The organism is Natrialba sp. PRR66 (assembly GCF_034808065.1).
Lineage (GTDB): Archaea > Halobacteriota > Halobacteria > Halobacteriales > Natrialbaceae > Natrialba > Natrialba aegyptia.
Genome location: NZ_JAXHGN010000005.1, coordinates 345,316 through 360,176, shown reverse-complemented (window position 1 = coordinate 360,176; position 14,861 = coordinate 345,316). Strand labels below are relative to the sequence as shown.

Annotated in this window: 11 protein-coding genes; 6 read left to right on the top strand and 5 right to left on the bottom strand. The window is 64.5% G+C overall.

What is annotated here, in order from left to right; translation table 11 throughout:
- Window positions 1-6: 6 nt before the first annotated feature.
- The 4 genes from SM755_RS18785 to SM755_RS18770 form a co-directional block, all read right to left on the bottom strand.
- Window positions 7-1,851 (bottom strand): YcaO-like family protein, encoded by a 1,845-nt coding sequence (locus tag SM755_RS18785; protein WP_323173984.1) that lies wholly within the window; start codon window positions 1,849-1,851, stop codon window positions 7-9.
- A gap of 49 nt (window positions 1,852-1,900) precedes the next feature.
- On the bottom strand, window positions 1,901-3,079 hold the full coding sequence (locus tag SM755_RS18780; RefSeq protein WP_323173983.1) for an SPFH domain-containing protein: 1,179 nt from the start codon (window positions 3,077-3,079) through the stop codon (window positions 1,901-1,903).
- A gap of 171 nt (window positions 3,080-3,250) precedes the next feature.
- Window positions 3,251-4,531, bottom strand: coding sequence for a nucleotide exchange factor GrpE (gene grpE / locus SM755_RS18775; RefSeq protein WP_323173982.1), 1,281 nt, complete (start codon window positions 4,529-4,531; stop codon window positions 3,251-3,253).
- A gap of 209 nt (window positions 4,532-4,740) precedes the next feature.
- A complete protein-coding gene (locus SM755_RS18770) occupies window positions 4,741-5,223 on the bottom strand; it encodes an SRPBCC family protein (protein WP_323173981.1) in 483 nt (160 codons plus the stop codon).
- A gap of 107 nt (window positions 5,224-5,330) precedes the next feature.
- On the opposite strand from SM755_RS18770, the gene SM755_RS18765 reads away from it, so the two are divergent.
- Complete coding sequence (locus SM755_RS18765; RefSeq protein WP_323173980.1) at window positions 5,331-6,875, top strand: DEAD/DEAH box helicase family protein; 1,545 nt, start codon at window positions 5,331-5,333, stop codon at window positions 6,873-6,875.
- A 72-nt stretch (window positions 6,876-6,947) separates the two neighbouring features.
- Here the strand turns inward: SM755_RS18765 and SM755_RS18760 are convergent, their stop codons facing one another.
- On the bottom strand, window positions 6,948-7,442 hold the full coding sequence (locus SM755_RS18760; protein ID WP_323173979.1) for a hypothetical protein: 495 nt from the start codon (window positions 7,440-7,442) through the stop codon (window positions 6,948-6,950).
- A gap of 81 nt (window positions 7,443-7,523) precedes the next feature.
- Here SM755_RS18760 and SM755_RS18755 point away from each other — a divergent pair, with 81 nt between their 5' ends.
- The 5 genes from SM755_RS18755 (at window position 7,524) to SM755_RS18735 (ending at window position 14,770) form a co-directional block, all read left to right on the top strand.
- Window positions 7,524-10,514, top strand: coding sequence for an ABC transporter ATP-binding protein (locus tag SM755_RS18755; protein WP_323173978.1), 2,991 nt, complete (start codon window positions 7,524-7,526; stop codon window positions 10,512-10,514).
- 212 nt (window positions 10,515-10,726) lie between these two features.
- Window positions 10,727-12,367 (top strand): ABC transporter substrate-binding protein, encoded by a 1,641-nt coding sequence (locus SM755_RS18750; protein ID WP_323173977.1) that lies wholly within the window; start codon window positions 10,727-10,729, stop codon window positions 12,365-12,367.
- Window positions 12,368-12,439: 72 nt separating this feature from the next.
- A complete protein-coding gene (locus SM755_RS18745) occupies window positions 12,440-13,453 on the top strand; it encodes an ABC transporter permease (protein WP_323173976.1) in 1,014 nt (337 codons plus the stop codon).
- A complete protein-coding gene (locus tag SM755_RS18740; RefSeq protein ID WP_323173975.1) occupies window positions 13,450-14,385 on the top strand; it encodes an ABC transporter permease in 936 nt (311 codons plus the stop codon). The genes SM755_RS18745 and SM755_RS18740 overlap by 4 nt, the downstream gene beginning before the upstream one ends.
- Window positions 14,372-14,770: a hypothetical protein gene (locus SM755_RS18735; protein WP_323173974.1), complete on the top strand. Its 399-nt coding sequence runs from the start codon at window positions 14,372-14,374 to the stop codon at window positions 14,768-14,770. Before SM755_RS18740 ends, SM755_RS18735 begins: the two co-directional genes overlap by 14 nt.
- Window positions 14,771-14,861: the final 91 nt, after the last annotated feature.

The following is a 14,861-nucleotide window of genomic DNA, read 5'->3' as shown; positions in this document are numbered from 1 at the left end:
CGCTGCTCAGGGATACGGGTGAAATTCCCGGTCGAGTCGGGTGTCGAATCCGAGTGTCGCCGGCACGTGCTGCGCTCGCTCGCCGAAAAACGGCTCGCCGGTAAACAGCGGCTGTGCGCCGGGGACGACGACTCTAACGACCTCGAAGCCGGCAGCTTCGACGTCCCGCGTCGTCAGGCGGGCGGCGTAGGGAGTCAGGTCGGCGTCGCACACTCGCTCGATGACCGCCTCGAGTTCAGCGAGGTTCCCTTCGCCTTCACCCTCGCCCTCGCTCTCCTCGCGTTCCCCGCTCGAAAGCGCCCCGGAATCGGGACCGACGCCGGCCGCTGGCACTGTTTGCTCGACATCGACGAACGAACGGACCGTCTCGGGGAACGTGCCGTAGTCGCCGATCGCACCGGACGCCTCGCTCGCTTCCTCGGGGCCGAGACTTCGCAGTTCCATCCAGTTCTGAAGCGCCTCTTCGAGCGCCGAGACAGCGGCAGCCGTCGCGTCGAGGGCGGCCGCGGAGCCGACGGCGAACGCCGGCCATGCGTCGTTACCGCCGCTGTCGCCACCGTCATCACCGCGGGTTATCGTGCCGACAGCCGCCGGCTCTCGATGGACGGCAACTGCGACGACCGGGACGTCGATATCTTGCGTGACGAGCAGCGGCGTCACGGTGAGCCCCTCGCTTCGTGCGCGCCGCGAGAGGACGTCGAACATTGGGTCCTCGACGGACAACCCGAGCGGTTCGAACGTCGAATACCACGCGAGCATCGTCGCGTCACGTTCGATAACTTCCGTCAACCCCGACAGCAGTGCATCGGTCGTCGAGGACCCGAGCCCGAGCCCGGTCGTAATCGAAGGCACGAGTTCGTCGCCGGGCGGGGGGAACTGCACCGCCGCCGCGGGCAGGTGAACCGCCTCGCCGGTCGCAAGGTTCTCGCCGGGGACCCAGCGACGGGATCCCGTCGCGTCGTCTGCAGGCGCGTCGGCGGGCCGCACGAGTTCGGTTGGCGACACGACGGTATCCAGGTCGTCCTCGCTCGCGTGGACGAACTCGTCGTCCCGATAGACGCCGGCGCAGTACCGTTCCAGTCCCTCGCCGACGGCTTTCATCAGCGCGGCGTTCCAGTCGTCGGCCACCCCGGCGGCCTGGGTCGGCGCGCTGGCGTCGCTGAACTCGCGCGTCTCCGAACTCGTGGCGAGGTAGTAGGGGGCGGGAAAGGAGTCGGCCTCGCCGATGGATTCGATGATCCCGACGCGTTCGTCGATCGCTTGCTCTGCGTGTTCGACGGCCGCGTCGAGTTCGAGCGAGTCGTCGTCTCGGGAGAGGGTCCGGTCACGCTCGCTCGACGCGCAGGCACAACCGGGGACGGGAAGCACTCGGCGTCGGACGTGCGGGAGTTCGATCGCGTGGCCGATCACGGACTGTTCGGCACCCGAAAAGACGCGAACGCACTCCCTGCCCGCGAGGGCACCGGCAAAGCGGGCCGTCGAACGGTCGGTGCGTGGCTGGCCGGCGTTTCTGTCCCGGTCGAGCGCCGCGCCGACGCGCGTTCGGAGGCAGTCGTAACAGCCGACGCCCGGGCCGGCTGCGGGGGCAAACCCGGAGACGGCAGCATCGACTTCCGGGAGCGGGTGGCCACCGATACCACCGATTTCGACGCCGATCCACGGAGTATCACCGGCGCGAGCCGCCTCGTTCGCCCGCTCGAACGTCCGTGCGCCGGCAACGTCACTGACGATGGCGAATCGAGCGTCGGCGAGGTCGGCCGGATCCGCGTCCTCGACGGTAACGTCGACATCGTCGAGTGCAGCGACGAGCGCCGCACGAACTGGATCGTCGGCGACGACGTGTACGTGCATACCCGAACCTCACAGGCGGCGGGCAAAAATGTCGTGTTCGAGTCGCTCGCTACTGCTCCGTATCAGACTCCGCGTTAGAGACCGATTCTTGGCGCGTCTCCGCAATGTCGATGACATCTCCCGCTTCCCCGCCCATATCCTCGCCTTCCTGAATCGCCTGTGCTTCCTGTTCCATCGCTTCGATATCCATCTCCGTCTCCTCGATTTCGCCGATGATCTCGCTGATGTCGTCCAGGCCGATCAGTTCGCGGGTCTCCTCGTCGAATCCGAGGCTCTCGAGTTCGGTGCCGTCTTCCCTGACGTCGCTTCCTGAGAGGTGCTTGCCGTAGCGCCCGAGCATCGAGGAGAGTTCCTGCGGGAGGACGAACGTCGTGGACTCGCCCTGGCCGATATCGGCGAGCGTGTCCATGCCTTTGTCGATGACGGCGCGTTCGCCCATGGATTCGGCCGAGCGAGCGCGCAGGACGGTCGAGATGGCGTCACCCTGCGCTTCGAGGATCTGGCTCTGTTTTTCACCCTGTGCGCGGATGATGTTCGACTGTTTGTCCCCTTCGGCCGTCTCGACGGCGCTGCGGCGTTCGCCCTGCGCCTCGAGGATCATGGCGCGGCGCTTGCGCTCGGCGGAGGTCTGTTGTTCCATCGCGCGCTGGACGTCCGGCGACGGATTGACCTCGCGGACTTCGACGCTCTCGACGCGGATCCCCCACTCGTCGGTGGGTTCGTCGAGTTCCTGCCGAATGCGCTCGTTAATCAGTTCGCGTCGGGACAGCGTGTCGTCGAGTTCCATGTCGCCGAGCACGGCACGGAGGGTGGTTTGGGCGAGATTCGAGACGGCGTTTTTGTAGTCGTCGACTTCGAGGAAGGCCCGGGTCGCGTCCATGACGCGGATGTAGACGACGGCGTCGGCGGTGACGGGTGAGTTGTCCCGGGTGATGGCTTCCTGGCTGGGAACGTCGATCGTCTGTGTTCGCATGTCGAAGGTGTAGACACGCGAGACGAACGGCGGCACGATGTTGAGTCCCGGCTCCAGGAGCTTGCGGTACTCGCCGAAAACGGTGAGTGCGGCCCTGTTGTACGCGTCGACGATCTCGACCATCGACCAGACGGTGACCACCACAACTGCGAGGACGAGCGCCCCGGCGATGAGGAGTGGATCGTCGAGTTGTACCTGCAGCGGTAGCTGTAATTGCAGGCTTTGAGACAGGGTACCGTGTGACAGTATCTCCATCAGGAATACTAGGGCCGCCGGGCGAATAACTTTTGGCATGGGGCTGTCAGCACAGCGTCCCGTGTTTGCCCTGGTCCCGAATCGCGTCCATCGTCGACTATCACGTCACCAATAGATTCTGCGCCGCATTCCGGTTCCTCGCAGCAAGGCTCCGTTTGACGCTCCTGTCTCCTACTCGCTCTCGGACACACTCGCATCTTCGCCGCCAGCGCCGTCGTCCGCGCCCGCCTCTGCAGTTGCAGCCGCTTCCGCTTCATCGGCCGCAGCGTCTGTAGCAGTGTCCGCAGCGGGTGCAGTCGATTCACCGGGTCCATCCGTGTCTTCACCGCCGGTGTCGCCAGCACCGTCGCTGTCGTCGCTCTCCTCACTGCCGGCGCTCTCACCTGCGAGTTCACCGTTCGACACCGTCACCTGCGCGTTCTGGATGACTTTGTCGCCCATCTCGTAGCCGGGGGTGTAGACGTCCGCGACCGTTCCCTCGGGCTGTTCGCTGTCGACTTGCATCATCACTTCGTGGCGCTGCGGGTCCGTCGCGGTGCCCGGGTCGGGATCGATCTCGGTCACGTTCTCGTCTTCGAGAATGCGATCGAACTCGCGCAGCGTCATTTCGACGCCGTCTCGAAGGCCGTCCACGTCGTCGCTGCCCTCCTCGAGTGCGCGTTTCAGGTTGTCGCGGACGCCGATGAGGCGCTCGACGAGGTCCTCGGTCGCGCGGTCTTTGATCTGATCCTGGCGTTTCTTCGCGCGCTTCTTGTAGTTCTGGAAGTCGGCCTGTTTCCGCTTGAGTCGTCCCTTCAGATCCTCGATCTCCGCCTCGTACTCCTCGAGTTGCGCTTCGTTCTCCGCCAGCGTCTCCTCGCGCGCCTCGAGTTCGTCCTGGAGGTCGCCGATCGTTTCGGCCTGGGCCTCGACGCGTTCGGTGAGGTCCTCGAGTTCGGCGCGCTGGTGGTCGACGGTGGTCGAGAGGTCGCGGGCGTGTTCGACGACGGCGGTGACGGTCTGGGCGAGATCGTCGTCGTAGGCGGTGACGCGGTCGATGAGTTGCTGGACGTCGGACGGTGGGTCTGTGGAGCCGTCAGATTCGGTCGGTTCGGCCGGTTCGGCCGGGTGGGTCGATTCGGTCGATTCGGATGATGCGGACGTGTCTGCGCTCGTCGCCGACTGGCTCACTTCCGACTCGGTCGTCTCGTCTGCATCGGCTGGGGCGTCGGTCTCGTTCGTTGGCTCCGGTTCCGGTTCCGATTCCGATCCCGATTCGGTAGCGTCGGTCGTGTCGTCCGTCCGATCCGACGCGGCGGAAGCGTCCGCCGCGGTCGATTCCGCCGGCGATTCGGCGTCGGATTCCGAGTCCTCGACAGCGGACGCAACGTCGGCGTCGGCCGTCGTCTCGGAGGATTCCTCGTCGGACGGGACACCCTGGGCTGGCGTGTTCGTGCCCTCGTCTTCGCTCATATTCAGGTCAACGAACAGCGATACTAAAAGGGTTGAGGTAGCCGCTTGCGTCGTCACCGCTCCACCGACCGTCGGTATACTGCCCGCTGTCGGCGTCGGGAGACCGTCTCGCGGCTGATAACCCCCTCAGTAGCGGGATCGAACGTGAACCGAGGATCACACGGGATCACCAGTCGACTCCTCGCTGAACTCGCGCGAACGACGGTGCGTTACTCGGCGAGCAACGCGCGAGTTCGGCGATGGCGATACCGGAGGAATCCCGCGAGAAACGGCGTCATCACGGGGAAGTCTCCCGCGGTCGGCACGCGGTACGTTATCCGATCGTGGAGAACGGTATCGCCGTCGAGCGCCGCGAACCGGTGGGTGTGTCGCCAGGTCTCGAACGGGCCGCGGTCGCCGACCTGCTCGTCGACGAACGCCGCGCGGTCGTCGCTCATCTCGCGATCGGTGATCGAAACGACCCACTCGCGTTCCGGAAGGAAACCGCAATTGAACGGCTGAATCGTCAGGTGGACTTCCGTCCCGACGCGGAACTCGTCCGGGGCGACCGTTCCGTCCGGACCGACGACCCGAGACACGCGGCCACCGAGCCATTCGGGCGTCAGCGCTTCTAATCCCTCGATAGCGTCGTAAAACGACCACACGGTCGCGAAATCGGCGGGAACGACGGAGGTATGTTGGTACGTCGGCATACCACACCTCGTCTCCGCACCCACATTATCCCGCGTGTCGAAGCACCCCTGCTGGCCCGCGTGTCGACTCCGGTCCCCGCGCGACGGCGTCGCCCATCCAACAGTATATGTATCTCTCTCCCCGACCATCGACCGTGACGCGGACCTCGGACACGCTGCCCGTCGAACTCCACTACGAGGACGGAACGGTTCGGCTTCCGGAACTCGATCCCGCGACCGCCGAGTCGCTCCGACGCACCGTCCCCGACAGCGAACTCGAGCGCGATCCTCGAACGGACGGCTGGCGCGCGCCAGCGTTCCGGTACGCCGCGCTTCGTCGCGGGCTCGCTGCGCTCGAAACCGACTCCGAAGCGAACTCTGCCGTCGCGATCGATGATCGCGTTCTCGACCTGCCTGCGCTTTCGGCCTCGAGTTCGGGCTCGGACTCAGATTCGGCTTCGGCTTCGGATCCCGTCCTGCACTCGGCCTACGAACTCCGCGCGTACCAGCGCGAGGCGCTCACCGACTGGCTCGAAACCGACCGGTGGGCCGACGTGCCAGCCCCGGGCGACGACGGCCCGCTCGCCAGCGCTCGCGCCCCCGCCGGCGTCCTCGAACTCCCCACCGGCAGCGGGAAAACCGTCATCGCACTCGCGGCCATCGAACGGCTGTCCGTCCCGACCCTCGTCGTCGTCCCGACGATCGACCTGCTCGAACAGTGGGAACGCGAACTCGAGCGCGAGTTCAACTGTCCGATCGGTCGCTTCGGCGGGGGCGAACAGCGACTGGAACCGATCACGGTGTCGACGTACGACTCGGCGTACCTCAAGGCCGATTCGGTCGGCGACCGGTTCGGATTCGTCGTCTTCGACGAGGTCCACCACCTCGGCGGCGAAGGGTACCGCGACATCGCCCGCCTGCTCGCCGCACCCGCCCGACTCGGGCTCACCGCGACGTTCGAACGGCCGGACGAGGCCCACGAGATCGTCGCCGAAATCGTCGGCCCGCTCGTCCACCGCGTCGCGGTCGACGAACTGGCGGGCGACCACCTCGCCGCCTACGACCTCAAGCGACTCGAGGTGTCGCTCACGCCGGCCGAACGAGCAGCGTACGACGAAAAACAGCAGGTCTTCGCCGACTATCTCGCCCGATCGAATATCCGGATGCAAAGCGGCTCGGACTATCGAGAACTCGTCAAGCGCTCGGGGAACGATCCCGACGCACGGGAGGCGCTGCTCGCCCGCCAGCGCGCCCGCGAAATCGCCCGCGGCAGCGAGGCCAAACTCGACGCGCTTCAGGGTATCCTCGACGACCACCGCGACGACCGGATCATCATCTTTACCGCCTACAACGACCTGGCCTACGACGTGAGCGAGCGCTTTCTCGTCCCGACGATCACGCACCAGACCGGGGCGGCGGAGCGACGCGAGATCCTGGACCGTTTTCGCGATGGGACGTACTCCCGGATCGCGACGTCGAACGTGTTAGACGAGGGAGTAGACGTACCGGACGCCAACGTCGCCGTCGTCCTCTCGGGCAGCGGCAGCGAGCGCGAGTTCACCCAGCGGCTGGGGCGGGTACTCAGGCCGAAATCGGACGGGAGCCGCGCGTTGCTGTACGAGGTGATCAGCAGCGAGACGGGCGAGGAGAACGTGGCCGAGCGCCGGCGGTGAAGCGGCGACCGCCCTTCTAACTCACCGTTTTCGAAGCAGACGGAAGCCGATCGGGCCTGTTGCTACGGCTGCTTACGTCTCACCCTGCAGCGCCTCGGGAAGGAACGGGGCGACGTCGCCGTGGACGAACTCGACGTAGTCGCCGTTCAACCGTCTACAGAACAAGCGGAGGTCGCCGGATTCGCGAACGCGTTCGAGTTTCGTCTGGCTGGAGCCCGGGTCGTAATAGGCGGGCACGAACACGGCCGTCTCGTTGGTCGGATCTTTCTCCACGATAAGCAGGAAAAGCATGCTGCCGTGCTCCGCCCGAAACACGTCCACGTCTGCGAACGCACAGTCCTCGGTCACCGACTCGAGCTCCTCGTACTCGGGACCGGGAACGACAACGTCGAGGCCGGTGCGCCGGTCGGAATCGACGAGGACGGAGTCGCCGGGGTGGAGTTCGAGAGTCGTCCACCCTCGACTGCGGAACTCGTCGGCTGTCGCCGCCATGTCCTCGATAACGGATTGCCAGCCCGACTGGGCCTGACCGTCACCTGGAACGGTATCCGCTGGATTCTCGTTCATGTCTGCACCGCGGGCACCCCCAGAGATAAGCGTTGTCAAGTCCCGCAAGGTATTTGATCACAGCCTCGAGAACTGCTGTCAATGACCGATCTCCTTTCCATCTCCGGGCTCCGCACGCAGTTCGACACCAAACGCGGCGCAGTAAAGGCCGTTGATGGGATCGACCTCACGATCGAGGAGGGCGAAACCGTCGGCCTCGTCGGTGAGTCCGGATCCGGGAAGAGCGTGACAGCACTCTCGGCGATGGACCTCGTGGACGATCCGGGACACATCGTCGACGGGCATGTGTTCCTGCGACGCGCCGAACTCGCCGCGGATCTCGCGGCCGAGTACGACGACGCCGTCGTCCCGTACCCATTCGAACTCGTCGACGCACTCCGTGAAGTCGCCGGTGACCTTCGCGTTGGTGACAGCGTCGTCTCGGCCAGCCCCGAACTTCGGAGTATGGCTACTGACCTCGCCGGTCGTACCGATCCCGCGGATCTCGGGTCGGCCCTCCGGGACGCCGCCGATCGACTCGACGACGGCGCGACCGAGTCCGTCGTCGCGGACGCCGTCGAAGATGCCGTCGAGGACGCCACCACCGGATTCGTCTATCTGGACGAGGCAGCGCGAGAGCGATTCAAGAACGGTGCGGACGCCGACGCGATCGCAGTCGAAGACGGCGTCGTCGATCTGACAGCCGCTCCCGAAGAGGCGATGCGGAAGGTCCGCGGCAGCGAGATGGGGATGATCTTCCAGGATCCGATGACGTCCCTGAACCCCGCGATGACCGTCGGCGAGCAGGTCGCAGAATCCCTGCGGCTTCACCGGTACGGCGAGCGGAAACGCGACACGTGGCTGAACGCTATCCGGGAAATTCTTCCGGAGATCGGCGGCAGCGAGCACGACGAAGAAATCGTCGAAGATGTTGTCGAAATTCTCACCGAAGTCGGCATCCCCGAGGCGACCACGCGACTCGAGGAGTACCCCCACGAGTTCTCCGGCGGCATGCGCCAGCGCGTCCTCATCGCTATCGCGCTCGCGTGTCGTCCCGGTCTGCTCATCGCCGACGAACCGACGACCGCCCTCGACGTGACCATCCAGGCACAGATCCTCGATCTCATCGACGACCTCCAGGACGAGTTCGGAATGTCGGTGCTGATGATCACTCACGACCTCGGCGTGGTCGCGGAGACCTGCGACCGGGTCGCGGTGATGTACGCCGGCGAAATCGTCGAAGAAGGCCCCGTCGAGGAGATATTCTACAACCCGAGCCATCCGTACACCTACACGCTCTTGGAGTCGCTTCCGACGGAGGAAAAAGAGCGCCTGACCCCGATCGAGGGAAACGTTCCCGACCTCATCGAGATGCCCGACGGCTGTCACTTCGCCGACCGGTGTCCGTGGGTTACGCCCGAGTGCCGAACCGGCGAGATGCCGTCGCTCCAGCACGGCCCGGAGGACGTCGACCACCGATCGAAGTGCCTCCTCGAGGACTTCGACGAGAGCGAGTACGGCACGGAGGGTGTCGTATCCGTGACCGAACACGACGTCGGCGAACCGATCGTCACTCTCCGGGGGATGCAAAAGTACTACGAGCAGGAAGACGGCGTTCTCGACCGGTTTTTCGGCGAACAGCCGAGCGTGAAGGCCGTCGACGGCGTGAGTTTCGACGTTCACAAGGGCGAAACGCTCGGACTGGTCGGCGAATCCGGCTGTGGAAAGTCGACTGCGGGTCGGGCCATCCTCCACCTCAATCCGCCGACGGACGGCACGGTGGTGTTCGCCGGCGAAGACCTCGGTGACCTCTCGAAGTCGGAACTGCGGGAGAAGCGCAAGGACATGCAGATGGTGTTTCAGGACCCGATGTCGAGTCTGGACCCGCGGATGACCGTCGGGCAGACCATCATGGAGCCGCTGAAGATTCACGGGCTCCCGGAGTCCGACCCCGACATCGTAACGCGCGCGGCCGTCTCGACGACCGATGTTCCAGCGGACGCGGTATCCGTCGACGTCGCGGACAACGTGGATGCAGTACTCGGCAGTACCGACGGCGAAACCGTCGTCCCCATAGACGTCTCCGCGGCGGACAACGAGGTGTCCGTGGCTGTCGACGGAGAACTCGACGTGACGACGGACGTGACGCGAGAGGACGGCGACATCACGAGCGTGCACGTGGACATTGCTGCGGGCGACTCGAAGCGCGCGGTTCGCCGTCGCCGTGTCCTCGAACTCCTCGAAGAAGTCGGACTCGACGAGAGTCAGTACGGCCGCTATCCACACGAACTCTCCGGCGGCCAGCGCCAGCGCGTCGGCATCGCCCGCGCCCTCGCGGTCGATCCAGACTTCATCGTCGCCGACGAGCCGGTGTCGGCGCTCGACGTGTCCGTCCAGGCACAAATCATCAATCTCCTGGAGGACCTGCAAGAAGAGTTCGGGTTGACGTACCTCTTTATCGCCCACGATCTCTCGGTCGTCCGGCACATCTCGGATCGCGTGGCGGTGATGTACCTCGGCGAGATCGTCGAGATCGCGGCGACGGACGACCTGTTCGCGGATCCGAAACACCCCTATACGAACGCGTTGTTGTCCGCGATTCCCGAACCGGATCCGCTCGCGGACACCACAGACCGCACCGTTCTGAAGGGGGACGTTCCATCACCCATCGACCCGCCCTCGGGCTGTCACTTCTGGACGCGGTGTCCCGCGATCATCCCGCCGGATGAACTCGATATCGAGCAGGAGCGCTACCGCGAGGTGATGTTCTACCGACAACGCGTCGCGGCCCGCGACATCGATCTCGAGGCCACCCGGAAGTTGGCTGTCGATGATGCACCAACGCCGCGCGCGGTCGCAGACGGGGGCGACGACCTCGCCGCGGCGCTCGACGCGCAGTTCTTCGACGGACAGCTCTCGGGACGCGCTCGCCGCGCGGTCGACGAGTCGTACCGCCACCTCGCCGATGGCGACTGGGAGGCCGCCGAGGCCGTCCTCATGGACACGTTCGAGAGCGTCTGCGAGCGAAAGAATCCCGCACTCGGCAACGCCGATCACCCGGCGGCCTGTCACCGTTTCACCGACGGCGAGTGACCGGCCCGGCCGCGGTAGTGACGGATCGAGCCACTGCGGTGTCGCAGTATCTCCGAGACGGCACTCTTGGATCGGTTAGACTTGTGTTCCTCCCCCGTTTATAGGGATTTTCTCCAGATCCAGTAATCGAAACTCTCAGAGTGTCGTCAACTGTCCACCTTCTCTCCACTCCTTCCGGTAGTATTATATATGTTGGACCCCGGGATACTCATATGACAGATAATGACAGACAGGTGTCCAGGCGTAGTTTCCTGCAGTCTGCCGGTAGCGCCGCGGTCGTTGCAACTGCGGCGAGTTCACTGTCCGGCTGTCTCGGGGGGAGCGGTGACGGCGGCGGCACGCTCCGGTACGGTCGCAGTTCCCACTCGGCCACCCTCGATCCGCAGAACACGACCAGCGGCGAGGTTTCGAAGGTCACGAACCAGATTTACGACGGGCTCATCGATTTCGAACCCGGCGAAGCGGCTATCACGGAGAGTCTCGCGATCGACTGGTCGATGGAGGAAGAGGACGTCACGATCGAACTGCGCGAGGATGCACAGTTCGACGACGGTACGGACTTCACCGCCGACGACTTCATCGCGACCTATCGGCGGTTCGTCGACGAGGAGTACGATTACTACTTCACGGACGCGTCCACCTACGGGCCGTTCACGCTCGGGAACTGGATCGAGGAAATCTCGGCGGACGGCGATTACACGCTGAACATCACGCTTACGCAACCCTACGCACCGTTCCTGCGCAACCTCGCGATGTTCGCCGCCGTCGTCCTCTCGCAGGACGACATCGAGGGCGACTTCGACTTCAACGCGGACGCTAACGGAACCGGCCCGTTCCAGCTCGACGAACTCGACACCTCGAACGGCCGCATCCTGCTCACGCCGAACGACAACTACTGGGGAGACGGCCCGAACGTGGAGGAACTGCTGTTCATCGAACGCGGACAGAACTCCACGCGCACGCAGGCCCTCGTCGAAGGCGAACTCGAGATCATCGACAACCTCGGACCCGATAACATCCAGAGCGTCGAAGACTCCGACGCCGTTGACGTCCAGTCGGGGCAGGGAATCAACATCGGGTACATGGTGTTCAACCAGTCCCGCGTGGAGGCGTTCCGCGACGCGCGGGTCCGCCAGGCCATCAGTTACGCCATCGACACCGAGTCCATCGTCAACGAAGTGTACTCCGGCATTGCGGAGCAGGCCGACCAGCCGTGTCCGCCGGCGCTGTTCGGATACAACGACGATCTCGATCCGTACCCGCACGATCCTGAGCAAGCGCAGTCCCTGCTCGACGACGCCGGGTACGGTGACGGCTTCGCCTTCGACCTGACGACGTTCCAGAACGCTCGCGGCTACAACCCGGCCCCGCTGCCGACGGCGGAGACCATCCGAACGGATCTCGACGAAATCGGCATCGACGTCACTATCGACGAGCGGCAGTTCGATGACTATCTCACGTACACCAGCGAGGGCAATCACGACGCGTCGCTGTCCGGCTGGTACACCGACAACGCCGACCCGGACAACTTCTACTACGTCCTCCTCCATCCCCAGGTCGAATCCCCCGACGGACAGGACTGGGTCGACTGGAGCACGGAGGGCTACAACACCTCCAACCGCGGTGCGTGGGCGAACCAGGAGTTCATGGATCTCGTCGAGGAGGCCCAACAGACGGCGGCCGAAGACGAACGCACTGAACTCTACAACCAGGCGGCCCAGATCGCCCACGACGAAGCGCCGTGGGTCTACCTCGACTACGCCGACGAAATCCGCGGCGTCCGCAGCAACGTCAGCAATTACGAGGTGTCAGCCATCGGCGGCCCGCACCTCCATCTGGTTGAACTCGACTAACCGCAGCCGGGTGTCGGGAGCTATTTAGGGTCTCGATACCCTTCCGCATACGACAGACTCCATACTCCAATCATGGTCTCAAAACGGTTTGTAGCCAAACGCCTGCTGTTGCTCGGCCCGGTGCTGTTCGGAGTGGCAACAGTCGTCTTTGCGATTCTCCACCTTTCCCCGGGTGACCCTGCAGTCACCATCGCGGGCGAACGAGCGAGTCGATCCTTCGTCGAGCAGATTCGAACTGATCTCGGACTCAACGATCCGCTGTGGCAGCAGTACGTCCGTTTCCTACAGGATACTGCGACGCTCGAGTTCGGCGATTCCTACCAGGTTCGGCGCGGGACTGCCGTCGGCGAAATCCTCGCCGACCGGCTCCCCATCACGATCGAACTCGCGATTCTTGGACAGATCGCAGGGCTGCTGTTCGGACTGCCGCTCGGAATACTGAGCGCCGTCAAGAAGGACTCGCTGACCGATCACTTCTCTCGGATCGGAGCGCTTACCGGTATCAGCATCCCGATCTACTGGAGCGGGCCGCTCCTCATCCTGTTGTTCGCACAGATTCTGGGCGTGCTTCCGACGAGCGGGCGCATCGGCTCCACGCACTTCATCGACTCGACGACCGGATTCATCCTCGTCGACACCTTGCTCGACGGCGACCTCGAAGCGTTTCAGTCGGCGGCTCGGCATCTGTTCATGCCGGTCGTCGTCCTCGGGATCTATTCGATGGCGTTTATCTCGCGGATGATGCGGTCGTCGATGCTGGAGGTCGTTCGCCAGGACTACATGCGGACGGCTCGCGCGAAAGGTCAGGGCGCGAAGACGACGGTCATGAAACACGGGCTCCAGAACGCGTTCATCCCCGTCATCACCATCATCGGCATCCAGTTCGGTTCGTTGCTCGGCGGCTCCGTGCTGACCGAGACCGTCTTCCAGATCAACGGTATCGGAACGTTGCTCGTGGAGGCCATCAATAAAAGCGACTACCCGGTGGTGCAGGCGACGGTCCTCGTATTCGCGTTCATGTACACGGTAGTGAACCTCTTCGTCGACATCACGTACTCCATCCTCGACCCACGGATCGACCAATGAGCACGGAAACCCAATCCCAATCGCAATCCCAGTCCACGGACATCGAACGCAGCTTCGTCGAGCGCATCCGCGCCAACCCGTTTCTCACGGGACTGCTGTCGAATCGCATCGCCGTTATCGGTCTCAGTATCATCGTCGGGATGTTCGTCGTTGCCATCTACGCTCGGTTCGCGTACGATTTCGACACGATCGTCGACACCCAATTCGGTGCGCACCCGACGGCCGTCGGTCCGAGCGCCGAGTTCTGGTTCGGAACGGACGGGCAGGCCCGGGACATCTTCCCGCGCGTGCTCTACGGCGCGTGGTACGCGCTGAAATTCGGGACCGCGACCGTACTCGCGTCCACAGTCCTCGGTATCACCGCCGGGATCGTCGCGGCATACTACGGGGATCTCACGGACAACGTCATCATGCGGACGATGGACGTTCTCCTGTCGTTCCCGTCGCTGCTGTTGGCGCTCGCGCTCGTTACTATCTTCCCCGAGTCACTGGGGCTGTGGCGTGCGGTCATCGCGCTCACGCTCGTGTACACGCCCCGGTTCGCCCGGGTCGTCCGCGGTGCCGCGTTGAAGGTCCTCGAAGACGAATACATCGAGGCGACGCGAGCGCTCGGTGCAACCGACCCGCGACTGTTGATTCGCCACGTCCTCCCGAACTGCCTGGCACCGATCACCGTCCAGTCGACGCTGAACTACGGCCTGGCTATCATCGACATCGCAGCGCTCTCGTTCCTCGGGTTCGGCGCGAACCCCGGCGATCCGTCGTGGGGCATGATGCTCTCCGAGGGCGTCGAGCGCGGCCTGTTCTCGGGTGCGTGGTGGTGGTCGTTCTTCCCCGGCCTGTTCCTCGCGCTTACGGTACTCGGATTCAACCTCCTGGGCGATGGGATGCGAGACGCCTTAGATCCACGCATGCGGGATGCCGTCGACTGATCCTGCTTCCGGTTCCGGCTCCGGGTCCTCCCTCTCGGAGACCCGCGTCGAACGCACCCGTCGCCTCGTGGTCGCCACCGCGAGCTGGATCGCCGTCGGTGCCGCACTCGGAACGGTCATCTCGCTGGTGCTGGCGTCGATCTGGACGCCGCGGACGGGAACCGACACGGCGTTCGCACTCGGCGCTCTCGTCCTCGGATTCGGCGTCACCGCGTGGTCGACGGCGGTTGGCATGGGACGCACCATCGAAGGAATGCGAGACCGCCTCGACGTGAGTTCCGACTGGACGGAAGCCAGCGCTCGCGAGGCATTTTTCGTCGTGTCGTGGACGGGCGCAGGCTGGGTCGTCGCCGCGGCCGCCTGCTCGATCGCGTTCGGCGTTTGAACCGGCTACTCGCCCCCGATGACGAATTCCTGGTCGAGCGTCGGTTCTATCAAGTATCCGCGTGATCAGATGTCGATCCTAACTCGGAATA

Coding starts and splice junctions, on each gene's coding strand:
- SM755_RS18785 (WP_323173984.1), bottom strand. CDS start 1,851: ATGCACGTACACGTCGTCGCCGACGATCCAGTTCGTGCGGCGCTCGTC.
- SM755_RS18780 (WP_323173983.1), bottom strand. CDS start 3,079: ATGGAGATACTGTCACACGGTACCCTGTCTCAAAGCCTGCAATTACAG.
- grpE (WP_323173982.1), bottom strand. CDS start 4,531: ATGAGCGAAGACGAGGGCACGAACACGCCAGCCCAGGGTGTCCCGTCC.
- SM755_RS18770 (WP_323173981.1), bottom strand. CDS start 5,223: ATGCCGACGTACCAACATACCTCCGTCGTTCCCGCCGATTTCGCGACC.
- SM755_RS18765 (WP_323173980.1), top strand. CDS start 5,331: ATGTATCTCTCTCCCCGACCATCGACCGTGACGCGGACCTCGGACACG.
- SM755_RS18760 (WP_323173979.1), bottom strand. CDS start 7,442: ATGAACGAGAATCCAGCGGATACCGTTCCAGGTGACGGTCAGGCCCAG.
- SM755_RS18755 (WP_323173978.1), top strand. CDS start 7,524: ATGACCGATCTCCTTTCCATCTCCGGGCTCCGCACGCAGTTCGACACC.
- SM755_RS18750 (WP_323173977.1), top strand. CDS start 10,727: ATGACAGATAATGACAGACAGGTGTCCAGGCGTAGTTTCCTGCAGTCT.
- SM755_RS18745 (WP_323173976.1), top strand. CDS start 12,440: ATGGTCTCAAAACGGTTTGTAGCCAAACGCCTGCTGTTGCTCGGCCCG.
- SM755_RS18740 (WP_323173975.1), top strand. CDS start 13,450: ATGAGCACGGAAACCCAATCCCAATCGCAATCCCAGTCCACGGACATC.
- SM755_RS18735 (WP_323173974.1), top strand. CDS start 14,372: ATGCCGTCGACTGATCCTGCTTCCGGTTCCGGCTCCGGGTCCTCCCTC.